Raw genomic sequence first — 23829 nt, forward strand, 5'->3', positions numbered from 1 at the left:
TCTGGCAACGTTTCCCAGAGCTTATTGGCCACCTTCGGGCAATAACACTATATGTGCCCTTGACGGCACCCCACCTCTGTCGCAATCATCCGCCGCGATGCGGCAGGGTGCCCGGACGTGTGGTCCGTGTTCCTCTCGCCGCGGGGTTCTGGCCGGAGGGAGGATTCCGGCCAAATTGGAGGGATATCAGCATGACAATTCTTTTTGCTGTGATCGCCTGCGGATTGCTTTCCGTTGTTTACGCCATCTGGGCGACCAAGTCGGTGATGGCCGCCGACCAGGGCAACGCACGCATGCAGGAAATCGCAGGCTACATTCGTGAAGGCGCTCAGGCCTACCTGAACCGCCAGTACACCACCATTGCCATTGTTGGCGCGGTTGTTTTCGTCATTACCTGGGCGCTGCTCGGCTCCACGGCTGCCATCGGCTTCCTGATCGGCGCTGTGCTGTCGGGTGCTGCGGGCTATGTCGGCATGCACGTCTCTGTCCGCGCCAACGTGCGCACGGCACAGGCCTCTGCGGTCAATCTTGCCGGCGGCCTCGACATCGCCTTCAAGGCGGGCGCCATCACCGGCATGCTGGTGGCAGGCCTCGCGCTTCTCGGCGTTGCTGTCTACTACTACATCCTCACCGGTCCGATGGGACTGGCGTCAGACAGCCGTCAGGTGATTGACGCACTGGTGGCGCTCGGCTTCGGCGCATCGCTGATCTCGATCTTCGCCCGCCTCGGCGGCGGCATCTTCACCAAGGGCGCCGACGTTGGTGGTGACCTTGTCGGCAAGGTTGAAGCCGGCATTCCCGAAGATGATCCACGCAACCCGGCAACCATCGCCGACAACGTCGGCGACAATGTCGGCGACTGCGCAGGCATGGCAGCCGACCTGTTTGAAACCTATGCGGTGACCGTTGTCGCCACCATGGTTTTGGGCGCCATCTTCTTCGGCGGTACGGATATCCTTGGCTCCGTCATGCTCTATCCGCTGGCCATCTGCGGTGCCTCGATCATCACCTCGATCGCCGGCACCTTCTTCGTCAAGCTCGGCCAGAACGGCTCGATCATGGGCGCGCTCTACAAGGGCCTGATCGTTACCGGCCTGCTGTCGATCGTCGGTCTGGGCGGCGCAACTTCGCTGACCATCGGCTGGGGCGACATCGCGCTTGCTGACGGAACCATGATCAACGGTACCAAGCTGTTCGCTTGCGGCGTGGTCGGCCTGATCGTCACCGCGCTGATCGTGGTCATCACCGAGTACTACACCGGCACCAACAAGCGTCCGGTCAACTCGATCAGCCAGGCTTCGGTCACCGGTCACGGCACCAACGTGATCCAGGGCCTTGCCATCTCGCTGGAATCGACCGCCATGCCGGCAATCGTCATTGTCGGCGGCATCATCTCGACCTACCAGCTTGCCGGTCTGTTCGGCACTGGTATCGCGGTCACCGCCATGCTCGGCATCGCCGGCATGATCGTCGCACTCGATGCCTTCGGCCCTGTCACCGACAATGCCGGCGGTATCGCCGAAATGTCGGGTCTTCCGCCGGAAGTCCGTCAGGCAACCGATGCGCTCGACGCGGTTGGAAACACCACCAAGGCCGTCACCAAGGGCTATGCCATCGGTTCCGCCGGCCTGGGTGCACTGGTGCTGTTCGCAGCCTATTCGAACGACCTTCAGTTCTTTGCCGCCAAGGCAAACGCCGAAGGCTCGACCCTTTATCCCTACTTCAAGGATATGGGCGAGATCTCGTTCGATCTGTCCAACCCCTACGTGGTTGCAGGCCTGATCTTCGGTGGTCTGATCCCTTACCTGTTCGGCGGCATCGCCATGACGGCTGTTGGCCGTGCGGCAGGCTCCATCGTCGAGGAAGTGCGCCGGCAGTTCAAGGAAAGCCCGGGCATCATGGCAGGCACACAGAAGCCTGACTATGGCCGCGCTGTCGACCTTCTGACCAAGGCCGCGATCCGCGAGATGATCGTGCCCTCGCTGCTGCCGGTTCTGGCTCCGCTGTTCGTCTATTTTGGCGTGCTGCTGATCTCCGGTTCCAAGGCCTCGGCCTTTGCGGCACTCGGCGCATCGCTCCTCGGCGTGATCGTCAACGGCCTGTTCGTCGCCATCTCGATGACCTCGGGTGGTGGTGCGTGGGACAACGCCAAGAAATCCTTTGAAGACGGTTTCGTCGACAAGGATGGCGTCAGGCACGAGAAGGGCTCCGAGGCGCACAAGGCATCCGTGACCGGTGATACGGTCGGCGATCCTTACAAGGATACAGCCGGTCCGGCCGTCAACCCGGCCATCAAGATTACCAACATCGTCGCGCTGCTGCTGCTCGCAGTGCTTGCGCACTGATCCCGAAAACGGATCATCTGAAACTGAAAACCCCGCGGAGAGCGATCTCCGCGGGGTTTTTGTATCGTATACCGTTTTGGCTGGCTTCGACGAACCGGTGTGGCCCGGGGCCTAGTTGCCACCGCCAAGAATGTTGCGGGCTGTGCTTGCAGCCGATTCCGAACTTGTCGCACCCGACATGACCTGTGCCAGGAAGGACTTGTCGACACCGCCGGTCGGTGTGGTCCGGGAGATCATGTCGAACACCCTGCCATCCTGCAGCGTGTAGTTGGCGATCTGCTTGACCGTGCCTTCTTCATCGAAATAGACCGCCAGAACCGACTGGTCGACCAGCTTCGGCTTCATGAACATCGCGCCGCGCGTGCGCTTCTGCGACACGTAGTAGAAAACTTCGTTGTCGAAGGTTGCTGTTGTCGACGGCGTGCCCAGCGACAGCAGCACCTGCTCGCGGCTTGATCCGACAGGCGTCAGTTCAAGCGCGGTCTGATCGACGACGTACCCCTGATTGAAGACTTCACCGGTGGTGCAGCCGCCCAGAGCGACCGTTGAGATGACCGCAATTGCAGCGCCGAGACGCAAATTCCGTCCGGTTGCCTTGAAAACTCTTATCGTCAACGACATCTCCCTTTGGCACGCGGGCCCGAAAGCCGCAGCCATTGCGTTTTGCGTCCCATTCGGTAAACCAGCTTCCGCACGGATGCAACACGCCAGTCTCTCGCAGTTGCGTTGATATCCATCGGCCATTGAAGGCAATTTCATGATCTGGAACCTGTTCAAGCGAAAAAAATCCAATCAGGCTCTGGTTGAAAGGCAATATGCCGAGATTACCGGAGCGGCCCGCTCGCCGGTTTTTTACGAGGCGATGGGCGTGCCCGATACGGTCATGGGCCGGTTCGAGATGATTTCGATCCATCTTATCATGTATCTGCGCCGGGCCAGCTCGGCGGGGGAGGCCACAAAGGGGCTCGCGCAGGATCTGGTCGATGCCTTTTTCGAGGACGTGGACCATTCGATCCGTGAACTCGGCATTGGCGACATGGGGGTGCCCAAGCGGATGAAAAAACTGGCCAAGATGTTTTACGGCCGCGTGACGTCCTACGGCCAGGCGCTGGACACGGATGATCGGCAGGGCCTCGTCGAGGCGCTCAGGCGCAATCTTCATCCCGAGAGCGGAGATGATGCGCCGTCCACTCAGGCGCTTGCCGACTGGATGCTCGCCACCGAGCGAACGCTTCAAGACGTGCCTGAAGAAAAGCTTGCGGCGGGGCTGCTGTCGTTCAGGGCTGCCGATAGGGAGACTATCTGATGAGTGAACCCGGCAAGGATGAGTTTTCCTACGAGGTCAAGGTCAGCCATGTGTCGGCCAATCCGTTCACGGTCAGGATTTCGGCCGATGCTGCCGACCTCAAGCGGTTGAGCCGCCAGTGGGGCGTGCCCGAGGTCCAGAGCTTTGAGGCCGAACTGGTCCTCGGTCGCTGGAAACGCGATGGTGTGCGGGTAAAGGGCCATGTCAGCTCCGCAATCGTTCAGGAATGCGTCGTCACCCTGGATCCGGTGAAGCAGCAGATCGAAGAGGACCTGGAAGCGGTTTTCCTGCCCGAGAATTCGCGGCTGGCGCAGCGGATGGTGGATGGCAATGGCGAGATGTTCCTCGATCCGGACGGTCCTGATCTGCCCGAGCTGTTCAATGGCGATTCGATAGATGTCGGCGCCGTTGCCGCCGAGTTTGCAGCCCTTTCGATCGATGCCTATCCACGCAAGGAAGGCCTGGAATATACCGACCGCATTGAAAGTGACCCAATTTCGGACAAAAAACCGTCACCTTTTGCGGTTCTGCAGGGACTCAAGCGCGACGAATCCTCCGGTTAGCTTCACAAGTGATGACAAAGCGGTTGTACACCGTGCGAAAACGGGTATTTTCTGCCCACAAATCCGGCCTGTAGAGCCGGGGATATAGGATGGGGCGTGATCAGGATAGCGGTTGATTTGATGGGGGGCGACCATGGTCCCAAGGTTGTCGTGCCCGGCGTTGCAAAGGCGCTGGAACGTCATCCGGACATCCGCTTCACCCTGTTTGGCCTTGAAGGCGAATGTACCCCCGTACTCGAAAAGTATCCGGCACTGCGCGAGGCATCCACTTTCGTGGCCTGCGAAGTTGCCGTGAGCATGGACGACAAGCCGAGCCAGGCGCTTCGGCACGGCCGTTACCGGTCGTCGATGTGGCGCGCCATTGAAGCGGTCAAGACAGACGACGCTGATGTCTGCGTCTCGGCCGGCAACACCGGTGCCCTGATGGCGATGTCACGGTTCTGCCTGCGCACCATGGCCAATATTGACCGGCCGGCGATTGCCGCGATCTGGCCGACCATGCGTGGCGAGAGCATCGTTCTCGACGTTGGCGCGACCGTCGGTGCCGATGCCCAGCAGCTCATCGATTTCACCATGATGGGGGCTGCCATGGCCCGCGCGCTGTTCGAGATCGAAAAGCCGACGGTCGGCCTGCTCAATATCGGTGTAGAGGAAATCAAGGGCCAGGAAGAAGTCAAGGAAGCCGGACGCCTGATCCGCGAGGCTGCAATGCCGAGCTTTGACTATTTCGGTTTCGTCGAGGGCGACGATATCGGCAAGGGAACCGTCGATGTGGTCGTGACCGAAGGTTTTTCCGGAAACATCGCGCTCAAGACCGCTGAAGGCACGGCCCGCCAGATCGCAAGCTATCTGCGCGCGGCGATGTCGCGAACCCTGATGGCCCGCATCGGCTACATTTTTGCCAAGGGCGCATTCGATTTGCTGCGCGAGAAAATGGATCCCGGCAAGGTCAATGGCGGTGTCTTCCTGGGGCTCAACGGCATTGTCATCAAAAGCCACGGCGGCGCCGACGCGGAAGGCTTTGCCGCAGCCGTCGATGTTGGCTATGACATGGCCAGAAACGGCCTCAAGGCCAAAATCGAACACGATCTCAAACTCTATCATACCCGGCGGTCAGCTCTCGCTGTTCCGGCCGTGGACAGTTCTTCCAGCTAGGATGCCAGCATGATCCGTTCCGTTGTCCGTGGTTTCGGGGCCCACCTCCCTGATCGCATTATGAAAAACAGCGATCTTGAAGGCGTTGTTGAAACCAGCGATGAATGGATCGTTCAGCGCACCGGCATTCGCCAGCGCCATATTGCCGGCGAGGGCGAAACCACGGCCTCTCTCGGCGAGATGGCTGCCCGGGCCGCACTTGATCGCGCCAACATGACCCCGGCGGACATTGATCTGATCATTTGCGCCACATCCACACCCGACAACACTTTTCCCGCCACTGCGGTGAATATCCAGAACCGGCTCGGTATGCACCACGGTGCGGCTTTCGATGTTCAGGCTGTCTGCTCGGGCTTCATTTTCGCGCTCACGACTGCCGACAGCTACATCAAGTCCGGCCTGGCCAAGCGCATCCTCGTCATTGGCGCGGAAACCTTCTCGCGTATTCTCGACTGGAACGACCGGACGACCTGCGTTCTTTTCGGCGACGGCGCCGGTGCGGTTGTGCTGGAGGCCGCCGAAGGCGAGGGGACGACGGATGATCGTGGCATTCTGACCGCGCATTTGCGCTCGGACGGCGCCCATCGCGAGAAACTCTATGTAGATGGTGGTCCTTCGACCACGGGCACAGTCGGTCATTTGCGCATGCAGGGCCGGGAAGTGTTCAAGCACGCTGTCGGAATGATCACCGATGTGATCGAGGCTGCCTATGCAGCCACCGGCATGGGGTCCGAGGATATTGACTGGTTCGTACCCCATCAGGCCAACCGCCGGATCATCGATGCCTCGGCCCGCAAGCTCGGGATCGATGATTCCAAGGTCGTCGTCACCGTCGATCATCACGGAAATACCTCTGCGGCCTCGATTCCGCTGGCTCTGGCCGAAGCCGCCGGGGATGGCAGGATCAAGCAAGGTGATCTGGTTCTGCTGGAAGCCATGGGCGGCGGATTCACTTGGGGATCGGTGCTTCTGCGCTGGTAGCCACGGCGTTTGCAAAACAGAATATTAACCATCCCCGCACTGCTGTTTGGGCGCGGGTGACGGAAATTGGTTGCATTTGCGGGAGTTGCTTGACCTTGAGGAACATGATCCATAAAGTTACCAGACTGCATCTATGGGCGGCGGGGAAGCTGACCAGTTTGGTTGGAAAATATGAGTGGTAAAACAATTACCAGAGCTGATCTTGCGGAAGCGGTTTTCCGCAAAGTCGGGCTTTCTCGAACTGAATCAGCGGAACTCGTTGAGATGGTCATAGATGAAGTGTGTGGTGCGATTGTCCGGGGCGACAGCGTCAAGCTTTCCTCCTTTGCCACATTTCAGGTGCGTGACAAGAAGGAGCGCATCGGGCGCAATCCCAAGACCGGTGAAGAAGTTCCGATCAGCCCGCGCCGCGTGATGACCTTCAAGGCATCAAATGTCCTCAAGAACCGGGTTCTCAAGGGCCACCTCGCGCGCAAGGGCAAGGCCAAGCCCTGAGATTAGTGTTGTTCCGGCGCTGAGCGCCAAAACAGGCGCAATCCCTGTACGGGGCCAATCGCGTCTTGAGCAGCACTTGATATTTCGGCCGCAAAGCTTTGAAATGATGTCTGCACAACGGTCCCTGACCGCGATTCGTGATGCCGCCGGTACGGTGTCACGTGCAGCGTTTGGATTTGTTCGTCTGCGAAGCAAGTGCTGCGCATCAATGTGGAAGTGCTGCAGCGTCCTTTGCCGGTTTTACCGGGCGCGGGACGCTTTTTGAGATCGGAGTGGCCCAATGGACAAGAGCCCTGACGCGTTCCGGACAATTTCCGAAGTGGCGGAAGACCTGGATCTTCCGCAGCATGTGTTGCGGTTCTGGGAAACAAGGTTCAGCCAGATCAAGCCGATGAAGCGCGGCGGTGGCCGGCGCTACTACCGTCCCGACGACATAGAACTGCTCAAGGGCATCCGGATTCTCCTTTATGATCAGGGCTATACCATCAAGGGCGTCCAGAAGCTGCTGAAGCAGAACGGCAACAAGTTCGTCATTGCCATCGGCAGTGGGGACATGGCCGCGGTGGAAGCGCTGTCAGCCGCCATGATGGAAGAGCAGCCCGCCGCGCGTGCGCCGGCGACTGAAGAAGACCAGCTGGTCGGCAAGCCGAGATTGCCCTCCACCCGACGGTTTTTCGGACTGGGCGGCGAAGCCGGCAAGCCGGAGGCAGAAGCGCCCGAGAGCGGGGCAGGCGGCCTCAAGCGCGATGACCGCGCATTGTTGCAGGAAGCGCTCTACGATTTGCTCGAATGCAAGCGTCTGCTCGACCAGGTGCGTTGACCCAAGGCACCGCGACGAGTGTCCATATGTTTGCCGTTTGCGGTGATCAGATCTAGTTCAGCAGCTTGCTGTGCAGGCCCCGGGCTTCGGCGATCGCTGCCTCAAGATGCGCTTCCAGACGCGCAAGCCCCTTTGTTCTCGCCAAAGCCAGGGCCATGTCCAGTTGCATGATCAGCATGGCAATACGGTCATGTTCGTCCTGCGTCGCCAAAGTTACGGTTTCCGGAACAGGTCGGGAGAGGCGGCGCAAGGTCATGAGCGGGCGGTAAACCCTTCGAAGTAGGATTTGAGATCCTCCCGGGAAAACTGCTTCTCGATCTCCTCCGGGGTCATCGTATCGGCGCCGAACCAGGGAAATTTCTTGTCGTCAAAGCTGTCGGTCAGGAAATCGATGAATGCCCTGTGGCGTGCGCTCTTGGCCACCTCGGGATGCGTTGCAAGCCAGATCTCGACGCGAAAATCGAAGCCGAGATCGATGTGTTCGACGTCTCCGCCGATGGCCCTGGCGTAATTCGGCATCAGCCCGATGCCAGCGCCCTTGGCAACGGCCCAGTAGTGCGCCGAGGAGAAATTGGTCTTCATCCTGACCATGCGTTCGGCGATCTTGGGGCCGAAGATCTTGTCCAGCTCATAGCCGCGCAACTGGTCGGTCTGCTGTTCGACAACCCGGTGGTTGACCATGTCGGCAACGTTTTTCGGCCGTCCGAACTGTTCGAGATAGGAGGTGCTGGCAAACGGGACCAGATGCAGGTAGCCAAGCCGTTTGGCCTTGAGTTCAGGCCGGTTGGGCATCTCCAGTTGCACGGAGATGTCGGCTTCCATGCGCAACACATCAACCGAACGCATGGCGCATTGCAGTTCGACCCGGTTCTGGGCGCCGGTGTCGTTCATGTAGTCGACGATGCGCGGGGTGAGCCAGAAACTGCCCAGGCCTTCGGTTATCGCCAGCCGGATCGGACCGCTTGCCTCGCGCTCCGCCATCGCCGCGACCCGCCACATGTCCGAAACCGAGCTCTCGACGTCGCGTGCGGCGAGCACAACCCTGCGCCCTTCATCGGTCAGCCGCACGCCTTCGGCTTCGCGAAAAAGCAGAAGATAGCCTAGCTGGTCTTCAAGACGGGAGATGGTGCGTCGCGCCGTGTTGACAGACATCCCGAGCTCTTCCGAAGCCTTGCGAAAACTGCACAGTCTCGCGACGGCCAGGAAGATTCTGATGCTGTTCCAATCGGCGTTGCGCCATTGGTGTTCCATGGGTGGAACTCTCTGTTTCATTCTTTGCCAAAGTCAAATCGGACCAGCGTGGCTAGGGTACCCTATCAGAAGGGGTTCCCGGTCATGTCCGCCACACCACACAATAGTTTTTCACCGTCAAATGCAAGTGCATTGGCCGCGGAAGCGGCTCTGGAAGCCGAGCGTATGCAGCGCGCCGCTGCCATGGTCACCGTGACCAACCGTCTCGAGCACTCCGAGGTTCCGCGTCTGCTTGAAGCGGCAGGCAAGGTTATCGGCCGTCTGGCCGCGCCCGAAACCGTCATTCGCGTCGCGGAGAAGAACGCCGATGCCGTGTGGCTGTTCACGCGCCGCGGCAGAAGCCGTCCGGAAGGCTTCATGTCTGCCCTGCTGCTCAATGAGGCCGGCCGGTCTGCGCTGTTTGACGGATCCCTGAACCTGCTCGATCCGCAGAACGAGTATCTGGTCTGCCAGCATGAACGCCCGGCCGCAATCTATGTCTGGGCGAGTTTCACGCCCGGCGTTCTCGCAGCCGGCATCAACCGGGTGATGGACCGGTTTGATTCTCCCCATTATGCCCAGGCCGATATCATCTCGACCTCGTTCACCCTGCGCGGCCATCGCGCCATGGTGCGGCGAGGGTTCGAGCAGGGGGTCTGGCACGACGGTACCTTTCTCGAGGATTTTTACATGATCCCGCGCCGTCCCAAGACACTCGCCTCGCGTCAGCCGAGCTATGCCACCTACGACCCTGTGCTGCGCCCGACCGGCATCAGGGTGGTCAACGGCTTTGACGACATGATGCGCGTCGCCGCGGTCCGTTCGGCGGTCTATATTGGCGACCAGTCCTGTCCCTATGATGAGGAATTCGACGGCAACGACCTTGCCGCGACCCACCTGCTGGCATTGGTCAACAACGAGCCGGCCGGTTGCATGCGCCTGAGGTTCTTCGGCGACTTTGCCAAGCTTGAGCGTCTGGCCGTGCGCAAGGAGTTCCGGACCTCCAGGACAGCATTCGAACTGGTCCGCGCCAGCGTTGCCCTGTGCAAGGAAAAGGGCTTCAGGCGGATCTACGGTCACGCCCGGGAGGATTATCTCGGCTTCTGGCAGCATTTCGGTTTCAAGCTCAAGGAAAACGGCGCGCCGTTCGCGTTCTCCGATCACGTCTTTGTCGAGATGGTGGACGAGATCGAGCCTTCTGCGACCGCGCTGTCGCTCAAGGATGATCCCTATCGCCTGATCCGTCCTGAAGGGGCCTGGCATGCGCCGGGACCGCTGGAAACTTCCGCGCTCCGGCAGGCTGATGCGCATGGTTTACGGGTTTGAAAGGAAACAGTGATGACATCCGAGATGACGTCTGATGCCGGTTCCTATGCCTGGATCATCCGCACGCTTGTAACCTGCCGGGAGGAAGCCGACCGCCTCAAGCTGGGCGATCTGAGCCGCCTCATCAACATGGCCGTGTTGCAGACCGCACTCGACTGGGAGGGAGAGGAGCCCTCCAAGGTGTCGGACACAAGCCTCGAGGCACTGTTGCGCCTCAAAATGAAACTCGCGTTCTCGGAGCGAAGCGACAATGTCTTCGTTCTGAACTCCAAAACCGCCGGGGAAGCCTAACGACCAGCGGTTTGCCGGGCGGGCGCAGGGTTGACGCCACCGTACGCGGCGCGCCCGCCCGGTTTTATCGAATTGGATGCAGCTGCCGCAGGCGGCTGCCTGCCAAACCATATATCCAAGCCAAAGGGCCGGGATCATCTGTCATGATCCCGGCCCTCGGTATTTGTTCGTTTGACCCATGAAGCGGAGTGTCAGGAGGTGATCCTGAGCTTGACCACGCCCTTCTTGATGGTGTCGAAAATCGGTGACAGCTGACTGCGCGAGGGCGCGTCGAAATAGTGGCTCTTGCTCGACGCACATTCGGAGAGCAATGTCCCGGTCCCGGTATCGGTTTCCTCCAGCCGGATCGTGTAGATTTCGATGCCGTCCTCTTTCGCGTTCGTGCAGGCCGCCAGGGTCTTCTTGTCCAGCGCATTATTGGTTTGGGCGCTCGAGGCCGCAGTAAGGTTGTCCAGCCGTCCGTCAACCAGGTAGCCCATGCTGGTGTAGCCCGACCCCAGATTGTTGTTCAGATTGCCGAACGAATTCTGGCCGTCGGTCAGGAAGATCATGATCTTTTCGACCGAACTGTCGCTTTCGCTGGCCCCGCCGGTGAACGGTTCGCGGCTCGACAACACCCGCCATCCCCACATCACGCCTTCGAGCATGTTGGTCGAACCGCTGGCCTCCAGCTTCTTCACTGTCTTGGTGATGTCGGATGCCTTTGAGGTCAACGGCACCAGGGGTTCGACCTCACAGCCGAAGGCAGGGCCCTTCGGGTCTTTCTTGTTGGAATAGAAACTTGAGGGCGAGTTGTCGATCTTCGGTTTCTTCCACTTCAGCATCTGCAACAGCGCGGCCACGACATTGTTCGGCTTGACGTATTTGCCGGTCTGTCCGTACCGCGAGAGCTGTTCCTCCTTGTCAGCCTCGGTGGCGTTCTTGCCCTTGATCGGCGCCCCCTCGTCGGGAAGGTAGGAGTTCGGATACTTCCGTGCCTCGTCCGGTTCATCGACGGCGAAGAACGGGGTGAACAGCGAATTCACATCCGAGACATCTGGAACCGTGTCGTCTACATCGTGCAGCGCGTTCTTCTTCGGGACACGTGTTTCCACGCAACCGGGCCACTTGACGTTGAGGTGCTTGAACAGGGCAAACCGGCTGAGATTTGAGGGAAGGTCGGACTGCGGCACAGGTGCCTTGGCGTCCTGGTCGAGCCAGTCTGCTCCCGGCTTCACGATCATCCCAAGTCCGTTGATGGTCGGGCCATATTCCGGTCCGACATTGACGAACCCGGCATAGGGCACCAGCGCAAACTTGATCTGGTCTTCTTCAAGCCCCAGATCCGACATCCCCTCGATAAGGCCGATGACTGCATTCTGCATGGAGACCAGTTTGCCTCCGGCCATCGATCCGGTGGTGTCGAGTACGAGGGCGATCTCGTATTTCGTATATGCGAAGGTTGCCTCCGCATTGACCGTCACGGGCATGGTTTTCTTGCCGACGATGCCGCCGAAAACCAGCGGCCGGTCGATGCCGGCTTTAACGCTGGCCACGCCATCATTGAGGCTGACAGACAGTTGAGCGACGGAAAATCCGTAATTGGCACTGATGACGTTTCGGGCAATGTCCTCGGCCTGCCAATTCGGGATGTTGCCCTCGCGAGCGACTGCCAGCGCAGCTGCGTCAGCCGCATTTTGCAATGCGCTCCTGTCGAGGCTCAATCCGGCATAATCAACCGCCAGCCCGCCTGCCAGCATGACCGGTACTGCAAGAAACCCGAAGGTCAATCCGAAATTGCCGGATGTGTCACGCTTGAAGGACTGTTTGTTGAGCATGTGTTGGCCCCGGTCTCGCTGGCGTCGGCTCGATACCAGATCCAATTTGTTAGCTCTCGCCCTTGCGGGTTGAGGTTGCTTGTAGACTCCATAATGCCGGCAAGGGTTAAAAAACCAGTTTCTAATATACGGACATGTTTATCTGTCTCTATGTTTGTCGGAAACGCAGAAGACGTGCCCTGACGTTTGTCCGGACCGGTGACGCCATATCGCACACCGCCGGCCTTCGGTAGCAGTTGATCACTCCGGCGGCGACCCGGTCGTCCGGTAGTCCTGGGTACAAGGATCGGAAACCGGCCGGCGGTTGAATGCCCGGCGCCCGATCACGCAACCCGGAGCTCGGTCCGTCAGGCGAGAACTGCCCGGTTCAGGGTCGCCACCGGGGCATTCAGAATCCAGATCAGCCCCGCCGGATGGTAGTTGATCTCGGTCTGTCCGTTCAGGGCAGCGCTCAGGTGGCGGTCAAGGATCTGTGTGCCGAAACTGGTCTGGTCCGGCGGCGTGACCGGCGGACCTCCGGTTTCCTGCCAGCGCAATTCCAGCCGTTCGCCGGTCTCGCTTTGCTGTTCTGCCCAGCGGATTTCAACCTTGCCGGAATCGACACTGAGGGCGCCATATTTTGAGGCATTGGTGGCAAGTTCATGAATGGCCATTCCGAGATTTTGCACAGCATCCGACCCCAGGTAGAACTCCGGACCATCGAGCACGATGGTGGTGCCGATCGTGCCGAAGGTGCTCAGATGGTTCTCGACCAGGTCCCGCATGGTAATCGCTTTCCATTCGCTGGCTGTCAGCAGATCGATAGAGCGGCCAAGGCCTGCAATCCGGTCCGCGGTCGTCGCCACCAGTTCCTGCGGTGTCTTTGCCTTCTTCGAGCTTTGCCGCACCATCGCCAGCACCACGGAAATCAGGTTCTTGGTCCGGTGGGCCAGTTCCCGCATCACCATTGTCAGCTGTTCTTCCTTCTGACTGCGGTCGTATGATGCATTCGAAAGCGCCCGCGCGATCAGGTCGAGCTCCCGGATCCGGGTCTGGATTGGCGGCACAATACGGCCCGCGCCGAGGCCTTGCGCCATCCGGGCGATGCCTCGGACCTCGGTCTGGATCAGCTTCGATGCGGCGTAAATCACAATGACACACACACCCAGCAGCACCAGCGTCCCGGCAATCAGGATTCTCCATGTCTTCAGGATCGGCGCCTGGGCTGAGGCGAACGGACCCGCTATCACCGCGTTCCAGGGCGTTCCCCTGATGGGCGCATAGGCGAGAATCTGCTCCTCCGGCCCCTCGAAACGGGTGATGAAGGGCAAGTTCGAAATATCTTCGGTACGGATCTCGCCCGGCAGGATGTCGGGCGAGGTCATTGCGATCGATATCGGGCTTTCGGGCACCATCATGTTGCCGTCGCCGTCGATGATCGCCGCCGTCCAGCCATCTGGAAGCGGCAACTCCGCCACTGCGCCGACAAGGTCGTCGGCATTCATGGTTGTCACCAGCATGCGCGCATTGGAGATCGCGGAAACCTCGATCGGCTTGAGGACGTTGAACACCCATTTGCCGCTGGTTTTTCCCATGAAGAAGTTCGAGACGACGGGACGGCCGTTTTCCATCGCCCGGTTGAAGCCTGCGGTATCGGCGATCGTTCCCAGCGCGGCGCCGTAGTCCACACGGGTATTGAGGATCTGGTTTCCGGCCTCATCGACGACGATGACGAACTGGCCGGTTTCGCGAAGCGCAAACTGGCTTCGGCGGTGAAAGGTCCTGAGATCGCCGTTGGCCAGCTCTTCGGTCGACGCCAGCAGGTTCACCGTGGTCATCATGCTGTTGATGACGGGCTCCACCGCGCGCGCAATGCTCTGAGCGGACCGAAGCGTCCGTCTTTCGACGGATTCGGCTTCGTTTGATTGCAGTTGCGCTGCCAGGAACCACAAAAACAGGCTGAACGGAGCGATGATCGCGAACAGCGCAACCGCCAGCCATGTCGATATTGAGTATCTGCGCAATGCGGTTTCCGCCTGTGGTCACAAGCGGCTGAGACTTAAAGACAACCGAATGCATGTCAATTAACATGGGTTAATCCGGCCCCGAAACCTCAGGGCGCCAAGATCATATTTGGTGACGCTCCGACACAATCAGGACTCGTGAAAGTTGCCTGGGTGGTCTCGAGCCAGCCCTGGCCGGGCTGCCCGCAGCAGGCCGGGAATGGTCGCCGGTTGCTATCCGTTTGAAAACGAACCGGATATCCGTTACCGGTATTCATCCGACGGCCATCCGGCCCCAGTCAGTTTCCAGCCAGAAGGCAGTCTCATGAACCTTGATCAAGCGATGCAGGAACGCCGGTCCATTCGCGGCTTTCTCGACAAACCTGTGTCCCGGGAACTGCTGGAAGAAGTCATTGCGCTCGCCAACCGCGCGCCCTCATCGATGAACACCCAGCCCTGGCATCTGCACGTGCTCACCGGCGAGCCTCTCGAAAGAGTTCGCAAGGGCAACACCGAGCGCATGCTGGGCGGTGTGACGCCAAGCCGTGAGATCGAGGATTATGCCGCCTATGAAGGCGAGCACCGCAAACGCCAGATCGAGATTGCCGTGCAGCTGTTTGAAGCCATGGGGATCGAGCGCCACGACGCCGAACGCCGGCAGGATTGGGTGATGCGCGGATTTCGACAATTCGACGCACCGGTTTCCGTGGTGGTCTGCTTCGACCGGGATCTGCTCAACAACACGATCGCCCATTTTGACACCGGCGCCATGACCTATGGTCTTGTTCTCGCGGCCTGGAGCAGGGGGCTTGGCGCCGTGATCAACGGTCAGGGCATCATGCAAAGTCCGGTGGTGCGCGAAGTGGCGGGCATTCCCGACGATCAGGTGATCCTGACCTGCGTGGCGCTTGGCTGGCCCGACGAGACGTTTGTGGCGAACTCCGTCGTCTCCCGCCGCCGCCCGCTTGAAAATGTGGTGCGGTTCCTGGGCTTCGACGAGTAGCGGCTTGAACGGCTTTTCCCGCTTTTTACCAAAGACCTGACATTTTGCTCTTGCCCGCAAAACACTGATGATCTAAGCCCTGTCCCCAGTCGGAGCGTAGCGCAGCCCGGTAGCGCACTTGTCTGGGGGACAAGGGGTCGTGGGTTCGAATCCCGCCGCTCCGACCATTTCCAAAAATCAGGATCTCTTTGCCCAACGGCCGCCAAACAGCGGCCGGGCACCTGTTTTCCGCGGTTGTCAGGCGGGCAGGGGCCTTGCCGGTAGTCCGGCCTCGGCCCGCAGTCGCGATTGCCAGCGCATTTCCAGCGCGATGCAACCCCAGACGATTCCCATCAGCAGATAGAAATGCCGCCAGTGATCGGTGTCGATCACGTTGCCGATGATCATGTGCCCGACCAGCACGATGTAGGCGAGCATGAGATAGGGTTGCCAGGGCCGGTCGCGCAGCAGGAAGCGAAAACCCTGCACGAGCGTCCAGGCAATCAGCGTCACGTAGCTGACAAAGCCCAGCCAGCCGTAATCCATCAGCGCCTTGAGCCAGATGTTGTGGGTGTCTTCACCCCACATCAAGCCGAACTCCAGCGGGCCGATTCCGAGCGGGTGCTCCATCGCCATCAGGAACCCGATGGCGTGGCGCTCGAAGCGGCCGTGCCGCGCGCCGTCATAGGACTGCACCAGCTTGGCGCGGTCGGAAAACAGGTCCGCAATCTGGTCGAACTGCAGCGCGACGATGATTGCGCCGACGAGCAGCAGCGTCCCGATCAGCGTCATTACCAGGATCTTCAGCCGGAACGCGCCGGTGCGCTCCTTGATCAGCATCGTGGTGACGAGCAGAACCATCGTCACCGGCAACAGGCCCCAGGCGGCGCGGGAGAACGAGAAGAACACCCCCAGGACCAGGATCACCAGTCCGGCGATGCGCAGCGGCGCAGTCTTCAGCGTGCCCGTCAGCAGCCCGTACATGAGGTAGAGAGCCGGCAGCACCAGGTAGGGGCCGAACACGTTGGGATCCTGAAACGCGCCCATCGCCCGGCCATAGCGGGTGAACACCTCGCCGCCGGGAATCGCACCGAGATAACCCAAAATGCCCAGCAACGCGGTAATGATGGCGGCGGCAACATAGGCGCGGAAGATCAGCGGCAGCCGCCGCTGGTCGGCCTCGATGATCGCGGCGAAGAACATCGAGGTAAACGCCAGAAACAGCGACACCGCGAGATACATCGGCGTGTCCTTGACGTCGTCCATCGTCAGGATCGAGAACATGCCGCCGATGTTGAAGATCACGTAGAGCGTGATCAGCGGTGCGATGTGCCGCGACAGCCGCAGCCCGAACACCGCCCAGACGCCGATCAGCACCACCAGGAAAAGCTCATAGGGCGCTGGCTCGTTGATCACGAAGCCGGACAGGAACACGCCAAAGGCCACCAGCATCGAGGCCAGCATCGAGATCGCCGCGCGTTGCGGCTGAAACAGGACAGGTGCTGGCAGGGTGGCGCTGGTCAATAGGCGTTTTCCGTGTTGAGCAGTTTGAGCGGTGTCAGGAAAAGGATCTTGAGGTCGAACAGCAGGGACCAGTTCTCGATGTAGTAGAGATCGCAAGCCGTACGCTGCTTGATCTTCTCGTCATTGTCGATTTCGCCACGCCAGCCATTGATCTGGGCCCAGCCGGTAACACCGGGCTTGACCCTGTGCCGGGCGAAATAGCCATCGACAACCTCGGCAAAAAGCCGGTCATGCGCTGCGGCGACAACGGCATGTGGCCGTGGGCCGACCAGCGAAAGTTCACCGCGCAGCACGTTGAAGAACTGCGGCAACTCGTCGATCGATGTCTTCCGGATGAAGCGCCCGACCTTGGTCACACGCGGGTCGCCCTTGGTCACCGCCGCCCGCGCGGTGGGATCGCACTGATCGGTGTACATCGAGCGGAATTTCAGCACGGAGATGACTTCGTTGTTGAAGCCGTGCCGTTTCTGCCTGAACAGCACCGGGCCTTTTGAATCGAGCTTGATGGCGATTGCGGTTCCGACCATCACAGGCCAGAGCACCGCGATGGCCAGCAGCGAAAAGAAGATGTCGAAGGCCCGCTTGGCGACAGAGTCCCAGTCGGTGATCGGCCGGTCGAAGATGTCGAGCATCGGCACGGCGCCGACATAGGAATAGGCGCGCGGCCGGAACCTGAGCTTGTTGGCGTGCGCGGCAAGGCGAATGTCCAGCGGCAGGATCCAGAGTTTCTTCAGCAACTCGAGAACCCGCGTTTCCGCATTCAGCGGCATGGCGATGATCAGCATGTCGATCCGCGCCATGCGGGCGAATTCCACCAATGCGTCGATGTTTCCCAGCTTCGGATAGCCGGCAATCATCGGCGGCGAGCGCCGGTCGTCGCGATCATCGAAAAAGCCGCATATCCGGATGTCGTTGTCGGCATCCTGTTCGATCGAGCGGATCAGCGCCTTGGCGATGTCTCCGCCGCCGACGATCACCGCCCGCCGTTCCATGATCCCGTTTCTGGCCCAGCGCCTGATGCCGAAGGATACGAGGTTGCGTTCGATGACCAGGGCAATCGCCCCGGAGACATACCAGGCCGCAAACCAGAACCGCGAGAACGCCAGTCCGTACTGCATGAAAAACGCCAGCAGCGCGATGATCGCAAAGGCGATCGACCATGCGCTCAGGACCTTGGGCAGGGTTCGCAAGGCGCTTCTGAGCGCGGGAACCTGGTAGCCGTCGGCAATCTGGATCAGCAGCACGGCCAGTGTCGAGCCGATCAGGATGGCCGGAACGTACAAGTACAGCGTCGCGTCCGGGGAAATGCCGACATAGAGCGCGTGGACGATAAGGCCTGTCAGCGCCAGCAGCGCGAATTCCGCCAGCCGCAGCGAACCGATGATCATCGTCGGGGAATAGTTTTCCTGCGAAAGACGGTTGGCGGTCTGGCGCGCCAGGCGGCTCATTTCAACGACAGGCTTGCCGTCCGCGCCCTTGAGACTCGGTTTGACCTTGATGTCGGCCATGGCCTTGCGAATGCCATCGGAATTGAACGCGTCTTCGCGGTCGAACTTGTTCACGGTCGAACTCTCCCCGGAAACCTATTCAACCTCGATATCATGTGCTCCCTAAGAAAGGCTTGACGCTGCCTGACCCGGAGTGTCCCGCAATCGCCCATCCAGGCAATCCTGATAGAGCGTCGCCATCTTGCTGGCCATTGTTTGTGCTGAGAAATTCTCTCTGAAAGCGGTCATTTCCGGCATCGCGTCGGCCAGCCAGCGTGGATCGGCAATGGCATGCGCCATGGCCGCCGCCAACGCCTCGATGTCCCCCGGTGGCACAAATCCGGCAAAGCCGGCGCCGAGGATTTCCGGTATGCCGCCGACTTCGGTGGAGATCACCGGTTTGCCCGCGGCAACGGCTTCGAGAACGATATAGGGCATGGATTCAGCCCTTGAGGGAATGACAACCGTCCGGGCCATCGCGAAAGCGTCACGCGCCGGCATGGCGTCGTGCATTTTCACCCGGTCGCCCATGCCCAGGACATCAAGCCGTGCCTGGTAACGCGCCTTGTCGTCACCATCGCCGACCATGACGCCACGCAAAGGTTTGCCGGCCAGTTGTTCGGCGCGGCGGAGCGCCTCAATGAACACGTCCGGTCCCTTGAGATCGCGCATCATGCCGATATAGAGAAAATCCACTGCCTGCGGATCGTTTTCCACCGGCTCGAATTCATGCGCTCTCAGGCCGTTGTGGATCAGTCGCCAGGGTACTCGCGGCACCCCGATCTTCGTTTCGTAGGTGCGCCGCTCGTAGTCGGAAACGAACACCAGATTGTCTGTCCAGCGCTCGAGCAGCCGCTCGATCGCGAAATAGGCCTGCCCGCGCAAGGTTCTCTCGCTGTAGTGCAGGCTCCCGCCATGCGGGGAATAAAGACGGGCAACGCAAGACCTTGATACCCGTAACCGTGAGCCGATCAATCGCACGAAAGCGCCGCCCTTGGCGCCATGTCCGTGCAACACATCAGGCTGCAAATTCTTGACTTCACCAAGGGTTTTCAGGGCCGTGGTGATGTCGGATAGCCCCAGGGACCGGCGAATGGGCAGACGTGTGAGCCCAAGTGCCAGATGAGGCATGATGCTTTCGAACAGCTTGTCCTCGTAAGCGCCGCCCGTTGTGGAATCGCAGATGATTCCGACCTGATGGCCCGCCTTGGCATGCTCTTCCGCCAGGTCCCGCACGTGGCGGAAGATGCCGCCCACCGGCGACCGGAAGCAATGGAGGATCCGCAAGGGTGTGTGTGCTGCCATGAGGTTAGAATAGCCGCTCACGCACATAGATCGTGTCGCCCGCAAGGATCGGATCGGTGATCTTGACCCTCCCGGTCATGATCTTGCCGTTGATATTGCGGGTAATGTCGACATTGCGCTGGTTGGCCCGCGAGGAGAAACCGCCGGCAATGGCAATTGCGTTCTGCACGGTCATGCCCGCGACATAGGAATACTGGCCGGCCTGGCCGACTTCGCCCATGATGAAGAAGGATCTGTACCGGTCGATCTCGATCGAAACGTCGGGATCGCGCAGGTAGCCCTGCCTCAGGCTCGCTGCGATGCTGCCTTCGAGTTCCTGCAAGGTGCGTCCGCGCGCCGGCACTGCGCCGATCAGCGGGAAGGCGATGTATCCCGACTGGTCGATGGTGTAGGTGCCGGTCAAGCCGGTCTGTTCGAACACGGTCACCCGCAGCCGGTCGCCGGCATCAAGCCGGTAGGGCTGCATCACGGCTTCATGGAATGCCCGCGGCGCCGGCTGGTAGCCGGAACACCCCGCCATTATGACCGCGGTCATAATGGCCGCCAGAAGATGTGTCACTTTGGACTTGGCGGGTTTCATGCTTTTACGTGCTCCACGCGAAACGTGCAAAATTGGAAACCCGTTATCGATCCATTAGGGTTAACGGCTGGTAAAACTCCGAAGATTTTTGGATCCAGCCCGTCGGCAACCGCTTCCGGCAGCTGTGATCACACGCCAGACGGGAAGGGGGCGTCAAAGGTAAAGGAACTCTGACTTTGCCTTTAACCCTTGCGTTACCATGTTCCTTTACGCTTGCGGCTCAGTACAAGTACGGAGTAGCTGCGTATGTCTGTTTCACCGATGACACAACCTGATGTGGATATTGACCTTGGCCGCCTGGTAGCGGCGGTCTGGGAAAAGAGAGCGCTTGTGGCGGGGCTGACCGCTGCGGCCGCAGGGTTGGCTTTCATCGTTACCGGCATGCTCAATCCGCTCTACAAGTCGGAAACACGGCTTCTGATCGAAACCCGCGAGCCGGTCTATTCAAGCGATCAGAACCAGCAGGCATCAGACGTCACGTTCGATGACCGCGCAGTCACCAGCCAGGTCGAGATTCTCCGTTCGACAGATCTGGTCAAGCAGGTGGCGCGCACGCTCGACCTGTCCTCACGCGAGGAATTCGATCCCGCCGCCAATCCCTCGGCCATCGGCGATCTGCTCATCATGCTCGGGCTGAAGAAGAACCCGCTCGATGTTCCCGCCGAGGAACGCATCCTCAAGGAATTTTACAAGAAGCTCGACGTTTATGCCGTGCCGGAATCGCGGGTTATCGGCATCGAGTTCTCGTCCGAAGACGCCGCACTTGCCGCAGCCGTCCCCAATGCGCTTGTCGACGCCTACCTGGCATTCCAGTCGGGCGCAAAGCTTGAAAACAATACCGACGCCAGTGCCTGGCTTGAACCGGAAATTGCCAAGCTGCGCGAGAAGGTTCGTGAATCCGAAAGCAAGGTCGCAGAATACCGTGCCCGCACCGGCCTCCTGCTTGTCAATCAGCAGGACACCATTGCTGCCAAGCAACTCTCTGATATTTCGACTGAATTGAGCCGCGTCAGGGCCGAGCGGGCAGATTCCGAAGCCCGTGCGCAATCTGTGCGCAGTGCGCTCAAGAACGGCCAGGCCGTCGATGCTGTGTCGGATGTGCTGGATTCCCCGGTCATTCAGCGGCTGCGCGAAAGCGAAGGCAATGTCCGGGCGCAACTCGCCGATCTGTCGACGACGCTTCTGGAGGCGCATCCGCGCATGAAGGGACTGCGCGCGCAGCTGGCTGATATCGAACAGCAGATCCTCGGAGAAATCCGCAAGGTACTTTCCAGCCTCGAAAGCAATGCCAAGGTGGCGCGCATTCGCGAAGAGGAACTGACGGCCCAGCTCAACGCCTTGAAAGCCGGATCGGCCCGCGAGGGCGAGGAGGCCGTTGAACTGCGCTCGCTCGAACGCGAAGCTGCAGCACAGAGAGAACTGCTGGAAACCTACCTGAGCCGCTACCGCGAGGCAGCGTCGCGCACCGAGCCCAAGGCCCTGCCTGCCGATGCCCGGGTGATTTCGCGCGCAGTGCCGGCTTCCGAAGCCTATTTCCCGAAAACCGGACCGATCATCATTGTCTCGGCGCTTGCGGCATTTCTGCTGTCTTCCATCGGCGTGATGCTGGGGGAACTGTTCTCCGGCCGCGCCTTGCGGCCATCATCCGGGCTGGTGCGGGTTGCGCCCGACGATCAGCTGCCGGTCGCAGGCAATGCGACAGGGCAGGTCGCACCGGTCGTGGCTGCGGCACAGCCGTCCGCGGACATCGCGGGACCATTGCCGCACATCTCCAATGATGCCGATGATTTCAGTGTCGAGGCGGTTGCCGAACAGCTGGTTACCGACGTGACCCCTGTGGCGGTCTGCGTCTCTCCCGAGGGCGACGAAGGCTCCGCTGCAGCCGTCATGCTTGCCCGCACGGTCGCCGGCGACGGTCTGAAAACCCTGCTGATCGATCTGACCGGGTCTGCGTGCCCGACCGAACTGATGGCCGAATCCGTGCGTCTTCCGGGCCTGACGGATCTGATGTGCGGCGAAATCAGCATTGCCGACTCGATCCATCCCGACCGGTTGTCATCGTCCCACATCATTCCGCGCGGCAACGCCAATGCAAGACGCGCCATGCGTGCCATCGACCGTTTGCCGATGATCATCGATGCGCTGACGGAAGCCTATGACCTGGTCATTGTTGAATGCGGCGCTGCCGACGCGGCCTCTATAGCCAGGGTCGCCCGTGCCGAACGTGGAGAGATCGTGCTCTCGATCTTGCGCTCCGGTGAAGCCGAAGTCGCCCGAATGCTGGCGGAATTCAATGCACAGGGCTTTGAGGATGTGTTGCTGATGACACCGGGTCAGCCGGTCAGCCCGCTCGGAAATCGCAGCACTGCTGCCTGAACAGGAAACGGATTCGGTTGATCGCGGCTTGACGCGGTCAGTCAGCTTCCTGTGCCGGCTTTGATTTGTGCACCATCAGGCTGCGCACCCGGGCCGCAATCTTGTGCAGCATCGGTGACGTCTTGATCTGCCGTTTCAGCCGGATCATGCCGACGATCAAGGGAGCGGCCAGGCGTCCCTTGAAATTGAGCGGTACGTAGCAATCCACCAGTTCTGTGCGTTGCGGACACCACGAGCGCTTGTAGAGCTGGTCGCCGACACCGAAATCGAAAACCTGGTGGCCAGCCGCAGAGGCGCGTTCGATCATCCGGTAGAACAGCAGTTCTCCGGCGCTCACATCGGCAGCCACGTCTTCATCGATCGAGCCGAATTGGCAGGTGACGTGACGATCCTTGGTGGTCAGTCCGGCCACCGAGATGATCCGGCCTGCATGGTCGCCGCCGGCAAGCTCGATGCCGTGAAGTTCGAGCGCCGGACTGCAGTTCGTGTCACGCGTCGTGGCAAGCTGGCGCAGGAAGGCTTGTATGCCCGGATCGGCAAACACGTTTGGAAGCCCTTGGGCTGTCAGCCGCACGGATTTCTGCTGAAGGAATGTGTCGAGCAACCGCAATGCCTCGGCGTCGGTGTCACCGGTGATGTGCTTGTACCCACCCATGGCCTCAAGCCGCCGCTCGGAGACGCGATACTTCTTGCGGCGGCGCTTGCCATTGATTTGGGCCAGCACCGTGTTGAAGTCTTCAAACAATGGCAGCTGGAAGCTCGGGTTCTGATGGAATACCCGCGGCAGCCTGGAAAAGGGTACGCGGGCAGCCGCGTCCGGCGTCATCTTGTCAAACAGCACGATGTCAGCCGATAGCCCGCCGCGGGACAGTGCTGCGGCCAGCTGAGCTGCAGAAACCGGTTCGATGCGGTTTGATTTCCCGGTGTCGATCAGCCCGGTGTTTTCATTGGAGTAGGCGGTTCCGGCGAAGCGGGCGATTTTCAGCCCGCCCATCCGTTCGATTTCGAGTGGCAGGATAGCAAACGGTGCGCCGTCCTGCTCCAGTGTGACGATTGAGAGGTCTTTGCCGGTTCCCTGGGCCCAGGCTTCGACCCAGGCGCGGCTTTGATGGAACGCAACCGCCGGGTCGGCTTCCAGATCCTGCCAAAGGGCAAGCACTGCGCCGGGGTGCGACGTCACCTTTGCCGCAAGCTGGTGGGCAAGTGGACGGGCGCGGTTTGCAGCTGTGCCCAGCGGCGTGGTTAGGTTCTGTGCATTCGCCAT

General features: G+C 60.3%; 21 protein-coding genes and 1 tRNA gene. 12 read left to right on the forward strand and 10 right to left on the reverse strand.

The window, feature by feature from the left end; translation table 11 throughout:
* Positions 1-191: 191 nt before the first annotated feature.
* The gene (locus WNY80_RS13420) at positions 192-2345 is read left to right on the forward strand and encodes a sodium-translocating pyrophosphatase (protein ID WP_342887883.1); all 2154 of its coding nucleotides are present in this window, start codon (positions 192-194) and stop codon (positions 2343-2345) included.
* Between the two features lie 111 nt (positions 2346-2456).
* On the opposite strand, the gene WNY80_RS13425 is transcribed toward WNY80_RS13420, so the two are convergent.
* On the reverse strand, positions 2457-2924 hold the full coding sequence (locus tag WNY80_RS13425) for an outer membrane protein assembly factor BamE (protein ID WP_342888004.1): 468 nt from the start codon (positions 2922-2924) through the stop codon (positions 2457-2459).
* Between the two features lie 178 nt (positions 2925-3102).
* On the opposite strand from WNY80_RS13425, the gene WNY80_RS13430 reads away from it, so the two are divergent.
* The 6 genes from WNY80_RS13430 to WNY80_RS13455 all read left to right on the forward strand — a co-directional run bounded on the left by WNY80_RS13430 (position 3103) and on the right by WNY80_RS13455 (position 7665).
* Positions 3103-3651, forward strand: a complete 549-nt coding sequence (locus WNY80_RS13430; RefSeq protein ID WP_342887884.1) for a ubiquinol-cytochrome C chaperone family protein — start codon at positions 3103-3105, stop codon at positions 3649-3651.
* Positions 3651-4214, forward strand: coding sequence for a DUF177 domain-containing protein (locus tag WNY80_RS13435; protein WP_342887885.1), 564 nt, complete (start codon positions 3651-3653; stop codon positions 4212-4214). Before WNY80_RS13430 ends, WNY80_RS13435 begins: the two co-directional genes overlap by 1 nt.
* Before the next feature lie 96 nt (positions 4215-4310).
* Complete coding sequence (gene plsX, locus WNY80_RS13440; protein ID WP_342887886.1) at positions 4311-5369, forward strand: phosphate acyltransferase PlsX; 1059 nt, start codon at positions 4311-4313, stop codon at positions 5367-5369.
* Positions 5370-5378: 9 nt separating this feature from the next.
* Positions 5379-6350 carry a beta-ketoacyl-ACP synthase III gene (locus WNY80_RS13445; protein WP_342887887.1) on the forward strand — a complete coding sequence of 324 codons (972 nt, stop codon included), beginning with the start codon at positions 5379-5381 and terminating at the stop codon, positions 6348-6350.
* Positions 6351-6521: 171 nt separating this feature from the next.
* Positions 6522-6845 (forward strand): integration host factor subunit alpha, encoded by a 324-nt coding sequence (locus tag WNY80_RS13450; RefSeq protein WP_342888005.1) that lies wholly within the window; start codon positions 6522-6524, stop codon positions 6843-6845.
* A gap of 280 nt (positions 6846-7125) precedes the next feature.
* Positions 7126-7665, forward strand: a complete 540-nt coding sequence (locus WNY80_RS13455) for a MerR family transcriptional regulator (RefSeq protein WP_342887888.1) — start codon at positions 7126-7128, stop codon at positions 7663-7665.
* A gap of 52 nt (positions 7666-7717) precedes the next feature.
* Here WNY80_RS13455 and WNY80_RS13460 read toward each other — a convergent pair whose 3' ends face one another.
* Complete coding sequence (locus WNY80_RS13460) at positions 7718-7921, reverse strand: hypothetical protein (RefSeq protein ID WP_342887889.1); 204 nt, start codon at positions 7919-7921, stop codon at positions 7718-7720.
* Positions 7918-8937: a LysR family transcriptional regulator gene (locus WNY80_RS13465; protein WP_342887890.1), complete on the reverse strand. Its 1020-nt coding sequence runs from the start codon at positions 8935-8937 to the stop codon at positions 7918-7920. Before WNY80_RS13465 ends, WNY80_RS13460 begins: the two co-directional genes overlap by 4 nt.
* A 63-nt stretch (positions 8938-9000) precedes the next feature.
* On the opposite strand from WNY80_RS13465, the gene WNY80_RS13470 reads away from it, so the two are divergent.
* Together WNY80_RS13470 and WNY80_RS13475 are read left to right on the forward strand one after the other, a co-directional pair.
* Positions 9001-10221 carry a GNAT family N-acetyltransferase gene (locus tag WNY80_RS13470; protein ID WP_342887891.1) on the forward strand — a complete coding sequence of 407 codons (1221 nt, stop codon included), beginning with the start codon at positions 9001-9003 and terminating at the stop codon, positions 10219-10221.
* Between the two features lie 12 nt (positions 10222-10233).
* Positions 10234-10512: a hypothetical protein gene (locus WNY80_RS13475; protein WP_342887892.1), complete on the forward strand. Its 279-nt coding sequence runs from the start codon at positions 10234-10236 to the stop codon at positions 10510-10512.
* A 191-nt stretch (positions 10513-10703) separates the two neighbouring features.
* Here the strand turns inward: WNY80_RS13475 and WNY80_RS13480 are convergent, their stop codons facing one another.
* Complete coding sequence (locus WNY80_RS13480) at positions 10704-12329, reverse strand: pilus assembly protein (RefSeq protein ID WP_342887893.1); 1626 nt, start codon at positions 12327-12329, stop codon at positions 10704-10706.
* Between the two features lie 347 nt (positions 12330-12676).
* Positions 12677-14332, reverse strand: coding sequence for a sensor histidine kinase (locus tag WNY80_RS13485; protein ID WP_342887894.1), 1656 nt, complete (start codon positions 14330-14332; stop codon positions 12677-12679).
* A gap of 304 nt (positions 14333-14636) precedes the next feature.
* Between WNY80_RS13485 and WNY80_RS13490 the strand changes: the two genes are divergently transcribed.
* Both WNY80_RS13490 and WNY80_RS13495 read left to right on the forward strand, forming a co-directional pair.
* Positions 14637-15314: a nitroreductase gene (locus WNY80_RS13490; protein WP_342887895.1), complete on the forward strand. Its 678-nt coding sequence runs from the start codon at positions 14637-14639 to the stop codon at positions 15312-15314.
* A gap of 90 nt (positions 15315-15404) precedes the next feature.
* Positions 15405-15481: transfer RNA gene (locus WNY80_RS13495), tRNA-Pro, on the forward strand.
* A gap of 70 nt (positions 15482-15551) precedes the next feature.
* Here the strand turns inward: WNY80_RS13495 and WNY80_RS13500 are convergent.
* The 4 genes from WNY80_RS13500 to WNY80_RS13515 are packed head-to-tail and all read right to left on the reverse strand — an operon-like array spanning position 15552 to position 20189.
* Complete coding sequence (locus tag WNY80_RS13500; protein ID WP_342887896.1) at positions 15552-16817, reverse strand: O-antigen ligase family protein; 1266 nt, start codon at positions 16815-16817, stop codon at positions 15552-15554.
* Complete coding sequence (locus WNY80_RS13505; protein ID WP_342887897.1) at positions 16814-18379, reverse strand: undecaprenyl-phosphate glucose phosphotransferase; 1566 nt, start codon at positions 18377-18379, stop codon at positions 16814-16816. Before WNY80_RS13505 ends, WNY80_RS13500 begins: the two co-directional genes overlap by 4 nt.
* Positions 18380-18427: 48 nt before the next feature.
* On the reverse strand, positions 18428-19609 hold the full coding sequence (locus tag WNY80_RS13510; protein WP_342887898.1) for a glycosyltransferase family 4 protein: 1182 nt from the start codon (positions 19607-19609) through the stop codon (positions 18428-18430).
* A 4-nt stretch (positions 19610-19613) separates the two neighbouring features.
* The gene (locus tag WNY80_RS13515; protein WP_342887899.1) at positions 19614-20189 is read right to left on the reverse strand and encodes a polysaccharide biosynthesis/export family protein; all 576 of its coding nucleotides are present in this window, start codon (positions 20187-20189) and stop codon (positions 19614-19616) included.
* Positions 20190-20450: 261 nt separating this feature from the next.
* On the opposite strand from WNY80_RS13515, the gene WNY80_RS13520 reads away from it, so the two are divergent.
* Positions 20451-22565: a Wzz/FepE/Etk N-terminal domain-containing protein gene (locus WNY80_RS13520; protein WP_342888006.1), complete on the forward strand. Its 2115-nt coding sequence runs from the start codon at positions 20451-20453 to the stop codon at positions 22563-22565.
* A 37-nt stretch (positions 22566-22602) separates the two neighbouring features.
* Here WNY80_RS13520 and WNY80_RS13525 read toward each other — a convergent pair whose 3' ends face one another.
* Entirely contained in the window at positions 22603-23829 is a 1227-nt protein-coding gene (locus WNY80_RS13525; protein ID WP_342887900.1) for a GNAT family N-acetyltransferase, read from the reverse strand.

This window comes from Hoeflea sp. AS16 (assembly GCF_038900095.1).
In the GTDB taxonomy this organism is placed as follows: Bacteria; Pseudomonadota; Alphaproteobacteria; order Rhizobiales; family Rhizobiaceae; genus Hoeflea.

Excerpts from the sequence above, each read along its gene's own strand:
- WNY80_RS13420 (WP_342887883.1), top strand. The coding sequence starts at position 192 with ATGACAATTCTTTTTGCTGTGATCGCCTGCGGATTGCTTTCCGTTGTT.
- WNY80_RS13430 (WP_342887884.1), top strand. The coding sequence starts at position 3,103 with ATGATCTGGAACCTGTTCAAGCGAAAAAAATCCAATCAGGCTCTGGTT.
- WNY80_RS13435 (WP_342887885.1), top strand. The coding sequence starts at position 3,651 with ATGAGTGAACCCGGCAAGGATGAGTTTTCCTACGAGGTCAAGGTCAGC.
- WNY80_RS13445 (WP_342887887.1), top strand. The coding sequence starts at position 5,379 with ATGATCCGTTCCGTTGTCCGTGGTTTCGGGGCCCACCTCCCTGATCGC.
- WNY80_RS13450 (WP_342888005.1), top strand. The coding sequence starts at position 6,522 with ATGAGTGGTAAAACAATTACCAGAGCTGATCTTGCGGAAGCGGTTTTC.
- WNY80_RS13455 (WP_342887888.1), top strand. The coding sequence starts at position 7,126 with ATGGACAAGAGCCCTGACGCGTTCCGGACAATTTCCGAAGTGGCGGAA.
- WNY80_RS13460 (WP_342887889.1), bottom strand. The coding sequence starts at position 7,921 with ATGACCTTGCGCCGCCTCTCCCGACCTGTTCCGGAAACCGTAACTTTG.
- WNY80_RS13465 (WP_342887890.1), bottom strand. The coding sequence starts at position 8,937 with ATGAAACAGAGAGTTCCACCCATGGAACACCAATGGCGCAACGCCGAT.
- WNY80_RS13470 (WP_342887891.1), top strand. The coding sequence starts at position 9,001 with ATGTCCGCCACACCACACAATAGTTTTTCACCGTCAAATGCAAGTGCA.
- WNY80_RS13475 (WP_342887892.1), top strand. The coding sequence starts at position 10,234 with ATGACATCCGAGATGACGTCTGATGCCGGTTCCTATGCCTGGATCATC.
- WNY80_RS13480 (WP_342887893.1), bottom strand. The coding sequence starts at position 12,329 with ATGCTCAACAAACAGTCCTTCAAGCGTGACACATCCGGCAATTTCGGA.
- WNY80_RS13490 (WP_342887895.1), top strand. The coding sequence starts at position 14,637 with ATGAACCTTGATCAAGCGATGCAGGAACGCCGGTCCATTCGCGGCTTT.
- WNY80_RS13510 (WP_342887898.1), bottom strand. The coding sequence starts at position 19,609 with ATGGCAGCACACACACCCTTGCGGATCCTCCATTGCTTCCGGTCGCCG.
- WNY80_RS13515 (WP_342887899.1), bottom strand. The coding sequence starts at position 20,189 with ATGAAACCCGCCAAGTCCAAAGTGACACATCTTCTGGCGGCCATTATG.
- WNY80_RS13520 (WP_342888006.1), top strand. The coding sequence starts at position 20,451 with ATGACACAACCTGATGTGGATATTGACCTTGGCCGCCTGGTAGCGGCG.
- WNY80_RS13525 (WP_342887900.1), bottom strand. The coding sequence starts at position 23,829 with ATGGCGAATGCACAGAACCTAACCACGCCGCTGGGCACAGCTGCAAAC.